The sequence below is a fragment of the Symbiobacterium turbinis genome (assembly GCF_055383075.1).
The window spans coordinates 2216176-2234974 of sequence record NZ_AP042433.1 but is presented as its reverse complement, the minus strand read 5'-3'; the positions used below and the strand labels follow the sequence as shown (position 1 = coordinate 2234974).

Here is an 18799-nt window from a genome sequence, read left to right as displayed (position 1 = left end):
GTGGCGATGCGCGGCGGCCCCGGCGCTTTCCGGCTCGACGACTACGATGTGAAGCTGAGCGAGGTGGACCCCCGGGTCTACCGGATGCTCGGCTCCCTTATCCGGCCCTATCTCCCCAAGCTCGGCCTGGGCGTCCTGCTCATGGTGATCACCGCCCTCACCGGGCTGGTGGGGCCCTACCTCACGCAGGTGGCCATCGACCGCTTCGTCGCCGACGGCGATCCCGCCGGGCTCGACCTGGTCGCCCTGGCCTTTCTGGCCACCGCCCTGCTCAACTGGTGGTCCAGCTACGGGCAGACCTACATCGTCTCCTTCGTGGGACAGTCCATCATCTACGACCTGCGGGACCGCATGTTCCGCCACCTGCAGCGGCTCTCCTTCCGGTTTTTCGACAGCATGGCCACCGGCCGCATCATGTCGCGGCTCATGTCCGACGTGGATGCCATCAACCAGCTGGTCTCCTCGGGCCTGGTGAGCCTGTTCGCCGACTCGCTGGTGCTGGTGACCATCATGGGCACGATGCTCTGGATGAACTGGCGGCTGGCCCTGGTCTCCTTCATCACCATCCCGACCCTGCTCGTCGTGCTGCGGATCTTCCGGGGCTGGATGCGGGACGCCTTCATGACCATGCGCCGCCGGGCGGCGGACCTGAACGCCCACCTGGCGGAGGCCATCGCCGGCATCCGGGTCACCCAGGCCTACGGGCGGGAGGCCCGCAACCAGCAGGAGTTCGACGATATCAACGAACGGTTCCGCCAGGCCAACCTGGGGGCCGTGCGGGTCTGGGCGAGCATGATGCCATCGATCGAGGTGGTCTCGGCCTTCGGCGTGACCCTGGTGCTCTGGTACGGCGGCGTCCTGCTGCGGGGCGGCACGGCCGACGTGACGGTGGGCCAGGTGGCAGCCTTCATCCTCTACCTGAACCGTTTCTTCATGCCCATCCGCGACCTGTCGCAGGTGTTCAACGTGTTCCAGGCGGCGGTGGTCTCGGCCGAGCGAGTGGCCGAGCTCCTGGACCAGCAGCCGGAGATCGCCGACCGGCCCGGCGCCCGGGACCTGCCCCGGGTCGCCGGCAGGGTGGAGTTCCGGAACGTGGTCTTCGGCTACGAGCCCGGTCAGGTGGTGCTGAAGGGCATCAATCTGCGGGCGGAGCCCGGTGAGACGGTCGCCTTGGTGGGACCGACCGGCGCGGGGAAGTCGTCCATCATCAACCTGCTGGCCCGGTTCTACGAGCCGCAGGAGGGGCAGGTGCTGGTGGACGGGGTGGACCTGAGCACCGTGACCCAGCGCTCCTGGCGGTCGCAGCTGGGCATCGTGCTGCAGGACACCTTCCTGTTCTCGGGCACCATCAGGGAGAACATCCGCTACGGCCGACCGGACGCCACCGATGAAGAGGTGGAGGCCGCCGCCCGGGCGGTGGGGGCCCACGACTTCATCGTGCGGATGGAGCGGGGCTACGACACGGAGGTGCACGAGCGGGGGGCGAAGCTCTCGGTGGGGCAGCGGCAACTGATCGCCTTCGCCCGGGCGCTCTGCGCCAACCCGGCGGTGCTCATTCTGGATGAGGCCACGTCGAACATTGACACGCACACGGAGTCGGTGATTCAGGAGGCCCTGCAGACCTTGCTGCGGGGGCGGACGGCGTTTGTAATCGCGCACCGGCTGTCGACGATTCGGTCGGCGGACCGGATCTACTACATCGAGGACGGGCAGGTGGTGGAGGAGGGGCGGCACGCGGAGCTGCTGGCCCTGGGGGGGAGGTATGCGAGGATGTATCGGGGGCAGTGGGAGGGGGTTGGCTAGGTCGCTTGCACGCCTTACGAATATGGAACTGCCCCCCGAGGAACTGCTCTTCCATCGGGGGGCCGCATCGTTTGCCAGGGTGTAGCCGATGCAAGAGGCTCAAACGGTTTCGAGATCCAGTTAATTGTCCAAGCGTTGATGGCGCAGCGTTGCTACTACGGCAGGACAAAGATAACGGCTCGGCGTAATACTAAAGCTATGGTACAAGCATGAGTCATTACTACCTTCCAGCAGCCAAGCGCCGTCACCAAGCTCGGTCGTGACTGTTCCCATAATGTCAACCGGAACGCTCTCCTTCAGACTTGCGCGGCCAGCACTGGCCCGCGCCGGCAAAGGAGAGCCAAAATGTTGAATGCTGTTAAGTGCACAGTTTCCGCCTCTCCTAGACAAGTTTGAGGCCGGCTGCGGCGCTGTTGGCATGCTTACGAGGAAGGCGAGGCGGGTTGAGGGGCGAGTTGCTGGCCGCAGACCGCAGGAGATGAGATTATGAAGAGTTATTGGCGCACCGTATTGCTACGGGTCATCGATGTGATCATTACCGTGGGCACGCCGTTTATTGCGTTCGTAATTCGCTTTGCCCTGGATGGGCGCGAAGTGCCAGCGCAGTATGTGGCGACGCTGGTCCGCGCGCTGCCCTTGATCATTTCGGCGCGCCTCTTGATTTATTGGGCCTGTGGTCTCTACAGCCAACTCTGGCGTTATGCCTCGATTCCGGAGTTGGGTCGCCTGCTGGGAGCCGTATCCCTGGACTCCGTCGCGTGGGCTACAATTATCTATCTGCTGCCGAACCAGGGATTTCCTCGTAGTGTCTTTGTCATCAGTTGGTTCCTAAACGTGGCCGGGCTCGGTATGGTGCGGCTGGCTGTCCGGTTACGGCATGATTTGCTTGTGCTCGCCCGGCGGGCTGAGCAGGCGAGGCGGCGTACCCTGATCGTGGGCGCTGGAGATGCGGGCGTGCTGCTGGCTAAGGAATATGCCAAGCACCCTGAGCTGGATGCAACCCTGGTAGGTTTTCTTGATGACGACCTCGCTAAGCAGAATCTGCGGGTGGCCGGGAAACCGGTGCTGGGCACTCGGGGGGACTTGGACTGGGTGGTAAGGCGCTATAGGGTGACCCATATGGTTATCGCCATGCCCAGCGCTGGTGGTCGCGTTGTACGAGAGCTGGTAGAAGCTGGACGGAAGCTTGGCCTGCATGTGAAGACAGTGCCGGGTATCTACGAACTGGTAAGCGGCTCAGTGTCGGTGAGCCAGATCCGGGACGTGCAAATTGAGGATCTGCTAGGACGCGAAGAGGTGAAGCTCGACCTGGAGGCCATTGCGGCTTACCTGACGAACGAGGTCGTTCTTGTTACGGGAGCCGGAGGTTCTATTGGGTCCGAACTGTGTCGGCAAGTTGCGCGCTTTCAACCCCGGCAACTCTTACTGTTGGGGCACGGGGAGAACTCGATATATGACATTCACCTGGAGTTGCGGGAGACGCATCCGGAGTTAGAGTTGAGGCCGATCATCGCTGATATTCAGGATGAGACCCGTATTCGCCAGGTGTTCGAGCAGTTCCGTCCGGGGGTCGTCTTCCACGCGGCGGCGCATAAGCATGTGCCGCTGATGGAGGAGAACCCAGCGGAGGCAATCAAGAATAACATCTTTGGCACTTTGCACGTAGCCAAGTCAGCTGATGAGTTCGGTGCGAAGCGCTTCGTCCTCATATCGACGGATAAAGCCGTCAATCCCACGTCGGTGATGGGCGCGACCAAGCGGGCGGCGGAGTGTATCATTCAGTCGCTCAATGCGCAAAGCGAAACAGCTTTTGTTGCGGTGCGTTTTGGTAACGTGCTAGGTAGCCGTGGGAGCGTGATTCCACTGTTCCGGCGACAGATCGCTGCCGGTGGGCCGGTGACCGTGACACACCCGGAGATGATGCGATATTTTATGACCATTCCTGAGGCAGTCCAACTCGTGATTCAGGCGGCCTCCATGGGCGAGGGTGGGGAGGTATTTGTGCTGGACATGGGGGAGCCTGTGAGGATTGTCGATCTGGCAAGAGACCTAATTCGCCTATCCGGGTTCGAACCTGATGTGGACATTCCGATCGTGTTTACAGGGATTCGGCCCGGGGAAAAGCTGTTGGAGGAACTCCTGACGGCAGAGGAAGGGGCAGAGGCGACTCGGCATGAGCGGATTTACGTCGTACGCCCCGATGTGTTGCCGTATGACGAAGTGTCAGAGGTCGTCCGAAGACTCGAATGTGATGTGACGTGCCGGACGATTAGTGCCGATGAGCTCAGGCGCAGGGTACGGCATTTCGTCAACGAGGCGACATCACGTGTAGGTGACCGAACTGCAGTGTCAGCACCGATTCACCGAGTGTGAATCACACTGGAGGATTGAACCGGGAAATTCCTGCAGTGTGATATGATAGTGGTCGTATTCTGAAACCAGCGTGCGCTAAGCGAGGCAAGCTATTTGTGAGAAAGTCGAGAGGAATCAGTCGCGTATATTCGCTGGCAGTTATCCTATCAAGTGCCAGTGTGATATTGGGAGTTCTTAGGGAGTTTCTCCTAGTCGGCCTCTTTGGACTAACTGCGGTGAACGATCGACTGCAAGTGTACCTGTCAACCATCTTTACTGTGTCGCTGTTGAGTGAAACCGCCCGACTAACTGGACTCAGCCTGGTCCGACATGCGAGTTTCAAACAGGTTCTCATCTTTTTGGCGAGCGCATCAGCGGCCTTTTCCCTGGTAGTTGGTGGAGTGTTGTGGTGGGCATTTGAGGTTGTTGACTTACATTTATTTATTCTGTCGCTGGCAGGGGGGATCTGCCAGGTCCTATTGTCATTTGTGATCACTTATAAGCAGAGGGCTGGCAGATTCCTGCCTGCCCATCTTGTTGGTGTGCTTCCGAACATAATCTATATCCCGGGGATTATGCTCATTAATTTATTCGCACCATCAGATCCGATTAGAATTATTGTCTTGATGTTTTCCGCTGTCCCAGGTTTACAGTTGGTGTCTCTTCTCTGGATCAAGGATCAAACCGAAACGGCAAGACCACCTGGGTATTCGGAATCTCATACTAACGTGCTTATGCTCTTGAGACACTTGATGTCCACTCTCGGTGTGCAACTAGCCGAAATTATATTGCGATCGGCATTTCTCGCGCTTGGAGAGGGATACCTGTCGGCGTTTGCGTTATTGACGCGCGTGTTTAGATCTCTGAAGGGGATCTTCGTAGATACATATATTGGGTCTCAGTTGGAAAAATGGGCCAAAGAAGGCTGGGGCCCCAAGCAATCGTTGGTGTCCAGTGGTTTCGTTCCAGTTATAGCGTTGATCGGGTTCTTTATGTGCCTTCTTGAAGTTAAAGATCAGAAGGTGGTTCTTGGACAATTTGCAGCTATGTTTCTTGTCGGCTTTGCCGTTGAGTCTCGAGTTAGAGTATTGTATTACAGACTTAACACTTTGTCTCAACCTACTCGAACAGTATTCCTTTTCGGGTTGACGGACTTGGTGTTTGCGATTGTGTTGTTTGTCACGGTACGACTAAGAGTATTGCTGGGCTTATGGATATGGATGGTTCTACGTCCCCTGGTGCAAAGTCGCATACTGGCGATGGCTTGCAATCAGTTTACCCAGGAGGAGTCATCGTGAATTTCTTGATCACGGGCCTGTTGACGCTACTAGGTGGGCTCACACTCGTGGGGCAGCCTGCTCCGGACGGCATAGGACCTATCGAAATGACTATGGTTCTTGTCGTTGCCGCAATTACAGGGTTGTCAGTGGTGGTAATTCTCCGTAAGGGAAAGATTACCCGGAACGACAACACGTCTCACGTCCTGATATTAGTTTGGTTGTATGCAATAGTTTGGATCATTTCCGCCCTTGTAGGGCTAGTCAAAGGAGCAAGCCCTCAAAGCGTTTTCAGGTCGATCATACCATACCTAGTTTTCTTACCACTAGTCTCAGTGGGATTGGCTTTTCGCGGCAAAGCAAAACAGTGTTCCATAATCTTGATGATTATAGGGCTGTTGCAGGCGGCCTATATGTTATACCTGTTTCTTGCAAAAACGCCGATTGCAAGAGTAGATGCCCTGCTTATGAATAGAACGACGTGGAATGACCTAAGACTTGTTCTTCCGTTGTTCCTGGCGTCCGCAGTGTTGCCCCTACCCATCGTGTTTTCGCGCGAGAGGTTGATGCTGCGTGTCTTTGGCGCGGCGGCTTCACTCGTTTCGATAGTAGCAGCTTTTAGCACACAAACACGAGCGCAGGTGTTGGCTATCTTTGTTGGCATAACTACGTACTTGATTCTGCGGTCTCGGGTTCACGGGCGTTTCGAGACCGGTAGGATTGTTAAGCAAGTTGTGGTGCCTCTAACCACGTTACTCTGCCTCCTTTTTTCTATTCCTCACGTTAGAGCTTTGTCTCAGGCTATGATTGTGCGGACACGCTTGTCCGCAGATAACGGCCGTATACTTAGCGAGTGGGTTCCGGCCATACATCAGTGGCTAGATGGAGGAGTGTTTGACTTCATATTCGGGATAGGATCGGGCTATCCGTTTGTGACAGCGGCAGGAGATCTGAGAACGTACATACATAACGTCGTGGTCTATCTGCTGGTATATACCGGGATCCTGGGCGTTGGGGTTTCCGGCGCTCTGTACTATTCCCTGTTCAGGGGGTTCTTGCGCTACTCCGACATGACGGGGAATGATCTGTATAACGCGTACGCCAGTTTACTAGTCAGCTTGTTTGTGTATAGCCTCTTCTTTGCTGTACACAAAGTACTTTCATACAACCTACTCCTCTTTATTATGGTGGCGGTAGTGTTGAGTTTGCCCGCGGTTCCGCGAAGAACTACGATCGTCCCTGAGCCATAGGTGTTTGCCTGTAGATTTACCGGAAGTGCTGGCGAGTGTGTGAAGTCTGAATCGTGTCTGTGTTGGGCTGTTGAGGATCTTAACTGTATCGAACTCCTCCAGTCGACTCCGTGAGATAAGGGGGATGACTCGTGCGCCAACTGCTGCAATCTCTTAGAACAGGGAAAACCGAAATCGCCGAGGTTCCGATTCCCAGGACTAGGCCTGGCTATATCCAAGTTCGCTCGATAACCAGCCTCATTTCAGCTGGCACAGAGCGGATGTTGGTGGAGTTCGGTAGATCGAACTATCTCTCAAAGGCCGCACAGCAACCAGACAAGGTGCGACAGGTAATAGACAAGATTAAGACCGATGGAGTAATACCGACCGTCAATGCAGTTTTCAACAAACTTGACCAACCGATTCCGATGGGTTACTCCAACGTCGGAACGGTTCTTGACGTTGGACCCGGTGTAACCGAGTTCACAGTGGGAGACCTTGTGGTATCGAATGGTGGTCATGCCGAAGTTGTTTCTGTGCCCAAGAATCTCTGTGCCAAGGTTCCCAGCGGAGTTGATCCCGAGGAGGCTGCATTTACCGTAGTAGCAGCCGTTGGCTTGCAGGGCATCCGCCTGGCAGAACCCACGCTAGGCGAAGCTTTCGTAGTCACTGGTATGGGCCTAATCGGCCTGATTACCGCTCAACTGTTGCGCGCTCACGGCTGTCGGGTACTTGGGATTGACTTCGACTCCCAGAAGCTAGCCCTGGCTCAGCGCTTCGGCGTCGAGACAGTTGACCTATCAGCGGGTGAAGACCCGATTGAGCGCGCCCGTACATTTTCCCGTGGTCGCGGTGTAGATGGTGTGATTATTACGGCCGCCACCAAGAGCAGCGAGCCCGTTCACCAGGCTGCGGTAATGTGCCGAAAGCGCGGCCGCATCGTTCTCGTCGGCGTCACCGGACTAGAACTTTCCCGTGCGGACTTCTATGAAAAAGAGCTTTCCTTCCAAGTTTCGTGTTCTTATGGTCCGGGTCGTTACGATCCAACCTACGAAGAAGGAGGGCAGGACTATCCCATCGGCTTCGTGCGGTGGACAGAGCAGCGTAATTTTGAAGCTGTGTTGGATATGCTGGCCTCTGGCCGGCTTGATGTTAAACCCCTGATTACACATCGCTTTCCCTTTGAGCAAGCTGCAGAAGCCTATGCGTTGATCACCAGCAATGAGCCTTCTCTGGGGGTATTGCTGCAATATCCGACCGCGGCGGAAAGGCCCGAGTCAGTGCTTCGGCAGACTCATGTACAACTCTCTGTCCGACCACGAGCGAAATCCTCTCAGCCGGTCGTCGGATTCATCGGGGCTGGTAACTTTGCCAGCCAGATTCTTGTCCCCGCTTTTCAGAAGACCTCTGCTGATCTCCACACGATTGCCTCAACCGGAGGTGTGAGCGGATTCCATCTTGGCCGCAAGGCCGGCTTCCGTGAGACCACTACCGATACCGATAGCCTGTTCACGAATCCGGACATAAACACCATCGTGATCACCACCCGGCATGATAGTCACGCTCATCTTGTCTGCAAGGCGCTTGAAGCTGGGAAGCATGTGTTTGTTGAGAAGCCGTTGGCAATTAACCGGGAACAACTTGAGCAAGTTGTGCGCGTTCATGAGATGACGCGAAGTATGAAGAACCCTCCCATATTGAGTATTGGGTTTAACCGTCGCTTTGCGCCTCACGTATTGAAGATGAAAGCCCTGCTCTCAGCCGTAAGCGAACCGAAAACTCTCATCATGACGGTGAATGCAGGCTACATACCACCGGAACACTGGACTCAGGATCCAACAGTGGGTGGCGGCAGGATCATCGGAGAGGGATGTCATTTCATAGACCTCTTGCGCTTCCTGGTCGGGCATCCCATCACGGGTGTGCAGGCGACCATGATGGGCCGGGCCCCTGGTGTGAGCAACCCGGAGGATAAAGTGAGCTTTACGTTGCAGTTTGCCGACGGTTCCTTTGGGACAGTGCATTACCTCGCTAACGGCCACAAGTCATACCCCAAGGAGCGTCTGGAGGTCTTCTGTGCCAGCCGGGTACTTCAACTCGACAATTTCCGCCGAATGACGGGATACGGCTGGCCCGGCTTTCGGAAGATGACCTTGTGGACGCAGGATAAGGGGCATGTCGCGGGGGTTGCTGCTTTTACTAGAGCAATCCAGGAAGGCCAAGAGTCTCCCATTCCTTTTGAACAGATTGTCGAAGTGACACGGGTTAGCTTTGATGTCGTGGACGCCATTCGAAGTCAATAGGTGGGATGGCCTTGCGAGTCCGAGATATTGTGTCCATCCTTGGCGAAAGCGGTTTGCGTTGGGCAGCCTACCGCTTCTGGTATGAAGTTCAACTCCGGTATGGATTCCGGCGCAGTCTACCTCCCGTTGTTGACTTGCAGGAGATGCTGGCCAAGTCGTGTGGGCTGGATACTGGACTGCTTCAGGAGTGGTTGGTGGAGAAGTGGAATGCCGAGAGCGGACGCTTTCCAGAAGCAAAGGATGTGTGTCTTCTCAACAGCCGGGAATCGATTCTGGAAGATGCGCAGCGGATTCTACGCGGCGAGATACGGTTCTTCAACGCCAGGTGGGTACACGTAGGACATCCGCCAGATTGGCTACACGGGCAGGATGGAGTAAGATGGCCAGCGGATCGGCACTGGTCCGCCATTCCAGACCTTTCGCCCCATATGGGAGACGTCAAAGAGGTTTGGGAACCGTCTCGTTTCGGACATGCATTTACTTTGTGTCGAGCCTACGCCATCACCGGCGACGATGTTTTTGGCGAGACGTTCTGGAGTCAAGTTGACGATTGGGTCAACTGCAATCCCCCAGAACTCGGGCCCAATTGGCGCTGCGCGCAGGAGATGTCTCTGCGCTGCCTGGCCTGGATCTTTGGACTCTATTCCTTTCGGAACAGCTCGGTGACAACCCCCGAACGTATTGCGCGTTTGATCACCCAACTGTGGTACCACGCTTACCATGTAGAGAAAGTCCACTGGTATGCTGCGGAGTGCGTCCGCAACAATCATGCGATCAGCGAAGCCGTTGCTCTGTTTACGGTAGGTACTCTGTTTCCGTATCTTCCCCATTCCAAACGGTGGCAGAAACTCGGGCTTCGTTGGCTTGAACACGAACTCCGTTGGCAGGTATACGACGACGGGGCCTATGTCCAGAACTCAACGAATTATGCCAGGCTTGTCGTTCAATTGCTCACCTGGACGATTGCCGTCGCCCGGGCGAACAAGCTTACCCTGCCTGTCGTGGTTATGGACCGGGCCCGCAGACTATTGGGGCTCCTGGTTGCCCTTCAAGACCCTTCGACAGGAAGGTTACCTAACTATGGACCCAACGACGGTGCTCTGATTCTGCCGTTGTCATCTTGTGATTACCTCGATTATCGCCCAGCACTTCAGGCGTTGAGCCTGGCGCTGGGGGAGGGACGCCTGTACGAACCAGGACCCTGGGATGAAGAGGCGATGTGGCTGTTGGGAACGGCTGCTCTCGAACAGCCGTATTCGCCATTACGAGATGCCTGGGTTGAGGGAAAGGCGTTTCCCGACGGGGGCTATTACACCATGCGGGGCACATCCACCCATGCCTTTGTCCGTTGCACCACACACAAACATCGACCGGCGCAGGCAGACATGCTTCATCTGGATGTCTGGTACCACGGACAGAACCTGCTGCTTGACCCCGGCACGTTCTCCTACAACCTTCGTCCACCATGGGCTGGCTATTTCGTCGGAACGCAAGCGCACAACACTGTTTCCGTGGACGGCAAGGATCAGATGCAGAAGGGGCCCCGCTTCATGTGGATGGGGTGGACGAAGGCCAGGTGTCTCGAGTTCACGAGCGGACCGGGCCACGCTAGGTTTGTGGGTGAGCATTACGGCTATAGGCCGGTCGTGCACCGACGGCAGGTCGTCTTGGTGGACGACTTATACGTTGTGATCGACCACCTGAATAACGAAGGAAATACGGAACACACATATCGGCTTCACTGGCTCCTCGGCGATCTTCCGATGGAGCGGGACCAATCTGGCGCGACCGTGACCTTGCCAGGTGCGATCGCCCACCAGATCAGGATAGAGGTTTTATGTACCGGAGATCACGAACTCGACTGGGCCTATGGAGATGAAGAGTCGCCCCGCGGCTGGCATTCACTGTACTATGGCCAACGGAGCCCGGTCTGGTCGCTGGCAAGTACGGTTAGCGGCAAGACAGTGCGGTTCGTGACGTGCATCGGTCCCGTTGCGACAGTCCGGGCCTTTCTCGAGCACTGTTCCTGGAACGCAGAATCTGTCATACAACTAGTTGGCTCTGGTGAGTTCAGTCAACTCGCCAACCTGGCCAATTAGCGTGGAGGCCTACATTGTGAGAGTGTGTGTCATAGGATTGGGGTACATCGGCCTGCCGACGGCGGCCTTGATTGCAAGAGCTGGGCATAGCGTTGTTGGTGTTGATGTCGATGTTCAACTGATCCAGCGGCTCCAACGAGGCGTCGTTTCGATTGTAAACGAGGATGGGCTTGTTGATATCGTGCGAGAAGTTCTTTCAAACGGTTCTCTGGAGGTCGCCACGACACCGAGTCAAGCAGATGTGTACGTTATCGCAGTGCCGACCCCGTTTCGGGAGAGCCGTGCCGGCTGTGCCGAGCCCGGTCTTCCCACCGCTGACCTCAGTTATGTCGAAGCCGCGGCAAGGTCGATCGCCCCCCACCTCCGTCCAGGGAATCTTGTCATCCTGGAATCCACCGTGCCTCCCGGTACTACCCGCACTGTCTTGGCTGAGATTCTCGAACGTCAGGGCGTAGATACTGCCAAGATCCTGATGGCCCACGCACCAGAGCGTGTATTGCCGGGTAACATCGTCTATGAGCTGATTCACAACAACAGGATTGTTGGTGGGTTGACAGCAGAAGCGACAGAAGCCGCGTGTGATTTTTACCGATCCTTCGTCAAGGGTGATGTAGTCGCCACCGATGCTACGACAGCCGAACTTGTGAAGCTAATGGAGAATACGTTTCGAGATGTTAACATCGCGTTGGCCAACGAGTTTGCTCTTGTGAGCGAGCACCTGGGTGTGAGCATATGGGAAGCTATCCAACTGGCGAACCTGCATCCCAGAGTGAACATTTTGCGCCCAGGACCGGGTGTGGGTGGTCACTGTATCAGCGTCGACCCATACTTCTTAATTCAAGCTGCTCCGAACCTTACCCCCTTGATTCAGACGGCTCGTAAGGTTAACTCAGACATGCCGGTTCACACCGTCAGATTGGTTGAGCAGCTTGTTGCCGGGACAAACACGACCAAGTTAGCAATTCTGGGGGCTTCCTACAAGGCCGATGTTGGTGATATTCGGGAGAGCCCTGCCTTGGAAGTTGCTCGCCTCCTTCGGGCGAAGGGGTTTGTCGTGACAATACACGATCCCTATATCGAGGAATTCAACAACCCGCTCGAAGACGTGGTGTCTGATGCAGGTGCCCTCTTGTTGCTGACTGATCATCGGGTGTACAACGATCTCGACCCCGTCCGGATTAGAGACTTAATGTCAAGTCCGCTGCTCCTTGATACACGAGGTCAACTGGATCCTGCGCGTTGGCAGGCGGCTGGGTTTACCGTGCGCCAGCTTGGCGGCCCTGAGGCTGCTGCGAGGGTGGTCGACCGTGAGTGAGATTTGGTGGGTAAATCAATACGCGATCACCCCAGATCTTCCAGGAGGCACCAGGCACTACGATTTTGGTGTTGAACTGGCAAAGCGGGGCCATCGCGTCAAGATCTTCGCATCCGATCTCAGTCTGTCGCTTCGCAAGCGAACTAAGCTGCGGCCGGATCAACTGTTTTCTATTGAGGAACGCGACGGCGTACAGTTTGTGTGGATTGCGTCGGCCGAGTACCAGAGAAACGATTGGCGACGGGCTTGGAACATGCTCAGCTTCTCACTGAACCTACTGAGGGTTGCCCGCACGCTCGCCGTGGATGCCCGGCCTGATGTGATCATCGGATCTTCTCCCCACCCTTTCGGTGCCCTCGCGGCAACGCGAATCGCCCGCAACACGGGGGCTCGATTTTACCTCGAACTGCGCGACTTGTGGCCGCAGGCCCTCGTGGATATGGGTGGCCTGCGGGAAAGCCATCCTGCTGTGCGATTGATGAGGGGCATTGAACAGTACCTATATGCACAAGCGGAGAAGTTCATCATACTGGCACAAGGCTCCGAGCGCTACCTGCGGGACCGAGGTGTTGAAGCATCTCGAATCGTGTTCGTGCCCAACGGGGTGCATCTCGGGCACTTTTCCCCGAGAGAGGATCGCAATGCGAGCAGGAAGCGATTTGGGTTCACGCAGTTCACCATAGTGTATGCCGGAGCGCATGGTCCGGCGAATGCGTTGGGGACGATCATAGCGGCGGCGCGATTGGTTAAGGATCTGCCGATTGAGTTTGTCTTGGTGGGAGATGGTCCTGCAAAACAAGAACTGGAGCGGCGAGCCATTGATGTCGGTACCAGCAACGTCCGTTTCCTGCCGCCTGTGGCGAAGGGCGACATTCCGGACTTGCTGTCAGCAGCTGATGCGGCCATCATCACCTTGAAAAACGCGGCGGCCTTCGCTTACGGTATCAGCCCGAACAAGCTGTTTGACTACATGGCTGCGGCGCGACCGATCGTATGTGCTGTTCCTGGGGATATGGCTCGGATGGTCCAGGAGGCGGGGGCAGGAATTGCGGTGCCTCCTGAGGACCCTGAAGCACTGGCGCGCGCTGTGCGGGATCTGGTTTCCTTGCCCGCGGATGTGCGCCAGTCGTTCGGGGAGCAGGGAAGAGCGTACTTGGCGGAGCGTTTCAGCCGCGAACGACTGGTGGACCGTTTGGTTGAGGTCCTTCGCTGATGGAGCGAGTGTGCCCGTCCATTTTTCTTTACCTAAGGGTGGTGGGAACCCAGTGAAGGTCAAGGCAAACCGGACACGGGTTTATCTTTCAGCTCCGCACATGTCAGGCCGGGAGATCAAGTATGTCCAGGACGCATTTGAAAGCAATTGGATCGCGCCGCTGGGGCCCAATGTGGATGCCTTCGAGCAGGAGTTTGCCGATGTTGTGGGGGCGAAGTATGCTCTTGCAGTCAGCTCCGGCACCGCCGCGCTCCACCTCGCTTTGATCGAAGCCGGCGTCGGCCCGGGCGATGAGGTGCTGGTGTCGACCCTTACCTTTGCCGCATCGGTCAACCCCATCGTGTACCAGGGAGCAAGACCAGTATTCGTTGATAGTGAACGCATCTCGTGGAACATGGATCCCCTGTTGTTGGCTGAGGAGCTCGAGAGGCGAGCCCGGTGGCGCCAGTTACCCAAGGCCGTTGTTGTTGTACATTTGTATGGGCAAAGTGCTGACTTGGACCCCATACTGGCCGCGTGCGAGTACTTCGACGTGCCCCTGATAGAAGACGCCGCAGAGGCTCTTGGTGCGACCTATAAGGGACGTGTGCCGGGTACGTTTGGCTTTGCCGGAATTTACTCATTTAACGGCAATAAGATCATTACTACGTCCGGCGGCGGCATGCTCGTGTCTCACGATGGCGCTCTAGTTGCCCATGCTCGAAAGCTTGCAACGCAGGCTCGCGATCCTGCACCCCACTATCAGCACTCTGAGATCGGTTACAATTACCGAATGAGTAATGTCGTGGCCGGTATAGGTCGGGCTCAACTTGAGGTGTTAGAGGAACGGGTCCAAGCCCGGCGCAGGAACTTCGAGTTCTATAGACAGGCGCTCAGCGACGTCGCCGGCATAGAGTTTCAGCCAGAAGCCCCGTGGGGTCGCCACACGCGCTGGCTGACCTGTATTCTTATCGATCCTGAGGAGTTCGGGGCAGACCGGGAGACGGTGAGGCTTGCTCTTGAGGCTGAGAACATAGAGTCTCGCCCAGTCTGGAAGCCGATGCATCTACAGCCCGTGTTTCGTGAATACGAGCGTGTCGGTGGAGAGGTAGCGGAGGATCTCTTCGACCGGGGGCTCTGTCTGCCCTCGGGGACAAACCTGACCGAGGGAGACTTGCAACGAGTCGTCGAAGTGATTCGAAGTTGCGCGGGGAGATGAACCATGAAGCTGGCCGCAAAAAGGCTGATGGACCTGGCACTGACGATTCCCGGCCTGATCCTCCTCTCACCCCTGATGGTGATCATAGCAGTGGCTGTGGCCCTATCGCTTGGTCGACCGGTGTTGTTCATTCAGGAGCGCCCCGGGCTTCACGGCAAACCCTTCCGTATGTACAAGTTTCGCACCATGAGAGAAGCCTATGACAGTAGTGGAACCCCACTACCCGACCACGAGCGCCTGACGCCGCTAGGGCGCTTTCTCCGAAGTACCAGCCTGGACGAGTTACCGGAGCTCTGGAATGTGCTGAGGGGCGAGATGAGCCTGGTGGGTCCGCGGCCGCTACTCATGGAGTATCTTGATCTTTACACACCTGAACAGGCTCGGCGTCATTTGGTGCCGCCCGGAATTACAGGATGGGCTCAGGTCAACGGGAGAAACGCCTTGACGTGGGAGGAGAAGTTTGCGCTGGATACATGGTACGTTGACAACTGGTCGCTCTGGCTAGATGTGAAGATCCTATGTCTGACGGTGTTAGCTGTGTTCACCCGACGCGGCGTCAGCGCCGAGGGGCATGCCACCATGCCGCGTTTTGTGGGGACACGCCACACTGGGTCTAGTGGTGAAGGTAGCGTGAGGTGAACAGCTTGCGTGATCTGGCCATCTTTGGGTCCGGCGGACATGCCCGAGAGGTTCACCAATTAGTAGAAGATATCAATCGAGATAAGCTGCGCTGGAACTTCGTTGGTTTCCTGGACAGTAATAGAGATGTGCATGGCGAGAGCGTACATGGATTTCCAGTGCTCGGGGACGAATGCTGGCTGTCTAAGCATCCACAGACGGCCCTGGTGATCGCGGTGGGTAACCCTGCATCTCGTATGAGGATTGTCGAACGTCTGACCGCTTTCGGCCACGAGTTGTTCGCAACACTGATTCATCCTGCGGCCTGGGTGGGGAATCGGGTAGAGATTGGTCCGGGAACAATGATCTGTGCTGGGACAGTGGTCACTACGGACGTTCGGATCGGCCGCCACGTGATCGTTAACGTGGGCTGTTCAGTGAGCCATGACTCAGTGCTCGAGGACTACGCTACTTTAGCTCCGGGCGTGCGGATCCCGGGTAATGTCCGCGTCGGTGTCGGCGCGGAACTGGGCGTGAACGCCGCAGTGATCCCGGGCAGAAACGTTGGCTCCTGGTGCATACTGGGGGCTGGAGCAGTTGCGATAAATGATGTTCCACCGAACACCACGGCAGTAGGGGTGCCGGCCAGGGTGGTTGCCGAGCGCAGTTCGGGTTGGCATTTGGTCGACCTGTAATCAGTGCCTAAGGGTGCCCGGCATCAGTAATAGACGAGCCATCTGATTCGGGTCTAGGCCGATTTCTCAAAAATATTACTATGGCTAAACAGATTGGTCTGTTCTCGTCGAAATGCAACTCGTGGATGGTACTAACCGCCTCGTCCTCTATGCACACCATCCTGAAGATACGTCAGGTTTCCCTTGGCTGGCATGCATCCAGTGTCGTGCAGACGGCCGTTCTTCACTCCTTTCCGAAACAGAGGGAGGTTCCCTGATTTCCCAGGAACCTCCCTCCCATTCTGTTTCAGCGGCCGTGGCGCCAGACCAAAGCGGCCCGGCGTAGGTTACTGTATATTAAGCAGGGTTCGATATAGAGCGGATTTCAGGCTATCTTGGTCGGGCTGCGGTTCCAACGAAGCCAGTGCTTCAGTATTATCAGTACGGGTGTACAGGGCGTGCAGCCAGAGAGCGGCTTCGCTGGCCGACGCAGGGTTCTGCAACGCAATGGACAGCTTCGCCACCGCGGCCTCTGTGTCTCCCAGGATTAGCTCTGCTTGGCCCACCGCCAGATTGAGTGGCGGGGTCATGGTGAGCGACGGGTAATATCGGAATAGCTGTTTCTGCCGTTCCAGAGTGGGGGGGCCGAGCTCCATGACAGCCTCTCCCAAGGCAAGCAGATCTTGTGCATATTCCACGGCCTCATCTTGGGCACCATTCTCTAACGCTGCGGTCATCTGATCCGACAGCAAGCTGGCCAGTTCCTCATAGCGGGTTACGGACATCGGGCGGAGATCGAGAGCTTTCTTCAGGGCAGCGATGGCTCCGGGGTGGTCGCCATTCTCCCGGCTGAGCTGGGCGACAAAGCGCCAAAGTTCCTCGTTCTGCGGATCCAGTTGCAAGGCTCTATTGATGTTGGCCGTTGTGGGAATCAGGGTCCGGAATTGACTGTTCCATGGGTCAAGGGTTATGGCCCGTTCCCCCAGCTGGATGGCAGTCTCGTTGTCGCCAAGGAGGACGGCCACCGTGGCCCGATCGTAGGAGAACCCCGCTGCAGCGAAACTGCTGGCCATAAGGAGTGCCACCAAGGCCGCCGAGATTGCCCCCGGGAAGATGAAACGGGGTTCCTTCTTGAGTGGAAGCGGCTTCTCAACTGGTTGTGCCAGCGCGAGTAGCAGCCAGACTAGCAGCCAAAGCGCGTAGTACGACAGGTCGATATCCATGGAGGCATGCCCAGCCACCGCCAAGGCCGCCGCGGACATGGCCCAGCGAAGGGGGTCTCCCCTACGGACTCGGAATGCGGACCAGGAGGCAGTGGCGATGGCGCCTAACAGGAGAATCACACCCGGTACGCCCGCCTCCACCAGGGTGAGGGCGTAGTGGCTGTGGGGGTCGCGTGCAACGTAGTTTAGCTGTTGTACCTGGGCATAGGTACGTAGCCACCCGCCGCCGCCGTAACCCCAGGGGCGCCGGGCGGCGAGGCGGCCGGCGTCCCGCAGGTACTCAAACCGGGCACTCTCGGTAAGCGTTTGTGGGTTCATCTGTGTAATGCGAGCGAAAACCCTGGGCAGTTGATCTGCCGCTCGTGGGGCAGCAGCGATGCCGGCTGCCAGTAATATCACCAACAGCCCTGCCGCGACGGCGGTCTGTGCGCGTCCAGGAAGCCGGTGCAGCGTGTGCACAAGCCCGGTGACGAGGGCGCCCACCAGAGCCGCGGCCAGTGCCCATAACAACACCCGCTGCCAGTCATCTGCTGACGCGGCCTGCGTGATTGGGAACACAGAAAGGGCGGCGGGCAGCACGACAGCAGCGATGAAATGCAGTAGTGAAGGAACGACTTGACGAATGGGAAGTCCCACCCAGAGTAGCACGACAGCTACCGGCGCGATGATGACGGCGCCGCGGGAAAGAGTCAGGACTAGAGCTGTAGCGATGACCGCCGAACCGGTGGCGAGAGCGATCTTCTCCACCCACGACTCCGAAATGATCAACCTGGCGTTCTGCAATAGAATGGCGGCGAGGAAGAAGATGGCTGCGGAGTTGGGGTACTGGAAGACGGTAAACAGTCGGCCTTGTTGCGGCTCAATCCGGAGCAGTTCGCCGAGGGCCATGTGTTCCATGAAAAAGCCGGCATACTCCAGCAGGCCGAGAACGGCCACGACGACGGCGCTCAGGCTCAGGAGCCCAACGAAGGCGCGCCGTACACCCTCCGAGTTCTCCGCTCGCACGAGGGTAAACGCCAGGAAAGCGGTGAAAGTCTGAAGCAGTAGCGCCAGATTATCCCGCGCGTACACCGCCCAGGCGGTGGCCAGCAGGATCCACACCGTGAGGCCGATGAGCAGCCTTCCGGTCCAATCGCCGGTAAGGTTCAGACCATGACCCTGTTGGCGCCGGCCGACGGCCCAGAGGATGAACCCGCCCGCCACGGCGGCCATGGCCACCAGGGTGGGGTTTGGGAAGAAGTAACCCTGGAAGAACGGTCCGATCACGATTGTTAACATGACTACGGCGAGCCCTAGCCGGGAGAGGGTAAACGACTTATGCATAACGTCCTCCAACGCTCATCTGTTCATTCATAAGGAGATTCTTGGTTGGATGGGCTCTCCCCTGCCGGGAACTGAAGGCGCAGCCCCCGAAGGGCAGGAACTAATTCGCACCTTGAAGAATATACCCCACCAGACAATAAGCCCTAAACCTTTTGGTACCGATAGAATGGCC

12 protein-coding genes are annotated in these 18799 nt (G+C 57.2%); 11 read left to right on the top strand and 1 reads right to left on the bottom strand.

The window, feature by feature from the left end; translation table 11 throughout:
- Positions 1 to 6 precede the first annotated feature (6 nt).
- The 11 genes from ACZ45O_RS10620 to ACZ45O_RS10570 all read left to right on the top strand — a co-directional run bounded on the left by ACZ45O_RS10620 (position 7) and on the right by ACZ45O_RS10570 (position 16102).
- Positions 7 to 1803 (top strand): ABC transporter ATP-binding protein, encoded by a 1797-nt coding sequence (locus tag ACZ45O_RS10620; protein ID WP_464857718.1) that lies wholly within the window; start codon positions 7 to 9, stop codon positions 1801 to 1803.
- Between the two features lie 486 nt (positions 1804 to 2289).
- On the top strand, positions 2290 to 4176 hold the full coding sequence (locus ACZ45O_RS10615; protein ID WP_464852869.1) for a polysaccharide biosynthesis protein: 1887 nt from the start codon (positions 2290 to 2292) through the stop codon (positions 4174 to 4176).
- A gap of 215 nt (positions 4177 to 4391) precedes the next feature.
- Entirely contained in the window at positions 4392 to 5453 is a 1062-nt protein-coding gene (locus tag ACZ45O_RS10610; protein WP_464852867.1) for a hypothetical protein, read from the top strand.
- Complete coding sequence (locus ACZ45O_RS10605; protein WP_464852866.1) at positions 5450 to 6682, top strand: O-antigen ligase family protein; 1233 nt, start codon at positions 5450 to 5452, stop codon at positions 6680 to 6682. The genes ACZ45O_RS10610 and ACZ45O_RS10605 overlap by 4 nt, the downstream gene beginning before the upstream one ends.
- Before the next feature lie 131 nt (positions 6683 to 6813).
- Positions 6814 to 8964 carry a bi-domain-containing oxidoreductase gene (locus tag ACZ45O_RS10600; RefSeq protein WP_464852864.1) on the top strand — a complete coding sequence of 717 codons (2151 nt, stop codon included), beginning with the start codon at positions 6814 to 6816 and terminating at the stop codon, positions 8962 to 8964.
- Between the two features lie 143 nt (positions 8965 to 9107).
- Complete coding sequence (locus ACZ45O_RS10595; RefSeq protein ID WP_464857716.1) at positions 9108 to 11063, top strand: alginate lyase family protein; 1956 nt, start codon at positions 9108 to 9110, stop codon at positions 11061 to 11063.
- Between the two features lies 1 nt (position 11064).
- Complete coding sequence (locus ACZ45O_RS10590; protein WP_464852862.1) at positions 11065 to 12378, top strand: nucleotide sugar dehydrogenase; 1314 nt, start codon at positions 11065 to 11067, stop codon at positions 12376 to 12378.
- The gene (locus ACZ45O_RS10585; RefSeq protein ID WP_464852860.1) at positions 12371 to 13591 is read left to right on the top strand and encodes a glycosyltransferase family 4 protein; all 1221 of its coding nucleotides are present in this window, start codon (positions 12371 to 12373) and stop codon (positions 13589 to 13591) included. Before ACZ45O_RS10590 ends, ACZ45O_RS10585 begins: the two co-directional genes overlap by 8 nt.
- Positions 13592 to 13691: 100 nt before the next feature.
- Complete coding sequence (locus ACZ45O_RS10580) at positions 13692 to 14789, top strand: DegT/DnrJ/EryC1/StrS family aminotransferase (protein WP_464857714.1); 1098 nt, start codon at positions 13692 to 13694, stop codon at positions 14787 to 14789.
- Between the two features lie 3 nt (positions 14790 to 14792).
- The gene (locus ACZ45O_RS10575) at positions 14793 to 15428 is read left to right on the top strand and encodes a sugar transferase (protein ID WP_464852859.1); all 636 of its coding nucleotides are present in this window, start codon (positions 14793 to 14795) and stop codon (positions 15426 to 15428) included.
- Complete coding sequence (locus ACZ45O_RS10570) at positions 15425 to 16102, top strand: acetyltransferase (protein WP_464852858.1); 678 nt, start codon at positions 15425 to 15427, stop codon at positions 16100 to 16102. Before ACZ45O_RS10575 ends, ACZ45O_RS10570 begins: the two co-directional genes overlap by 4 nt.
- 326 nt (positions 16103 to 16428) lie before the next feature.
- Here ACZ45O_RS10570 and ACZ45O_RS10565 read toward each other — a convergent pair whose 3' ends face one another.
- On the bottom strand, positions 16429 to 18627 hold the full coding sequence (locus ACZ45O_RS10565; protein ID WP_464852857.1) for an O-antigen ligase family protein: 2199 nt from the start codon (positions 18625 to 18627) through the stop codon (positions 16429 to 16431).
- Positions 18628 to 18799: the final 172 nt, after the last annotated feature.

Bases quoted from the DNA above. Each gene is read 5' to 3' on its own strand.
- ACZ45O_RS10620 (WP_464857718.1), top strand. From the start codon at position 7: ATGCGCGGCGGCCCCGGCGCTTTCCGGCTCGACGACTACGATGTGAAG.
- ACZ45O_RS10615 (WP_464852869.1), top strand. From the start codon at position 2,290: ATGAAGAGTTATTGGCGCACCGTATTGCTACGGGTCATCGATGTGATC.
- ACZ45O_RS10595 (WP_464857716.1), top strand. From the start codon at position 9,108: ATGCTGGCCAAGTCGTGTGGGCTGGATACTGGACTGCTTCAGGAGTGG.
- ACZ45O_RS10580 (WP_464857714.1), top strand. From the start codon at position 13,692: ATGTCAGGCCGGGAGATCAAGTATGTCCAGGACGCATTTGAAAGCAAT.
- ACZ45O_RS10575 (WP_464852859.1), top strand. From the start codon at position 14,793: ATGAAGCTGGCCGCAAAAAGGCTGATGGACCTGGCACTGACGATTCCC.
- ACZ45O_RS10565 (WP_464852857.1), bottom strand. From the start codon at position 18,627: ATGCATAAGTCGTTTACCCTCTCCCGGCTAGGGCTCGCCGTAGTCATG.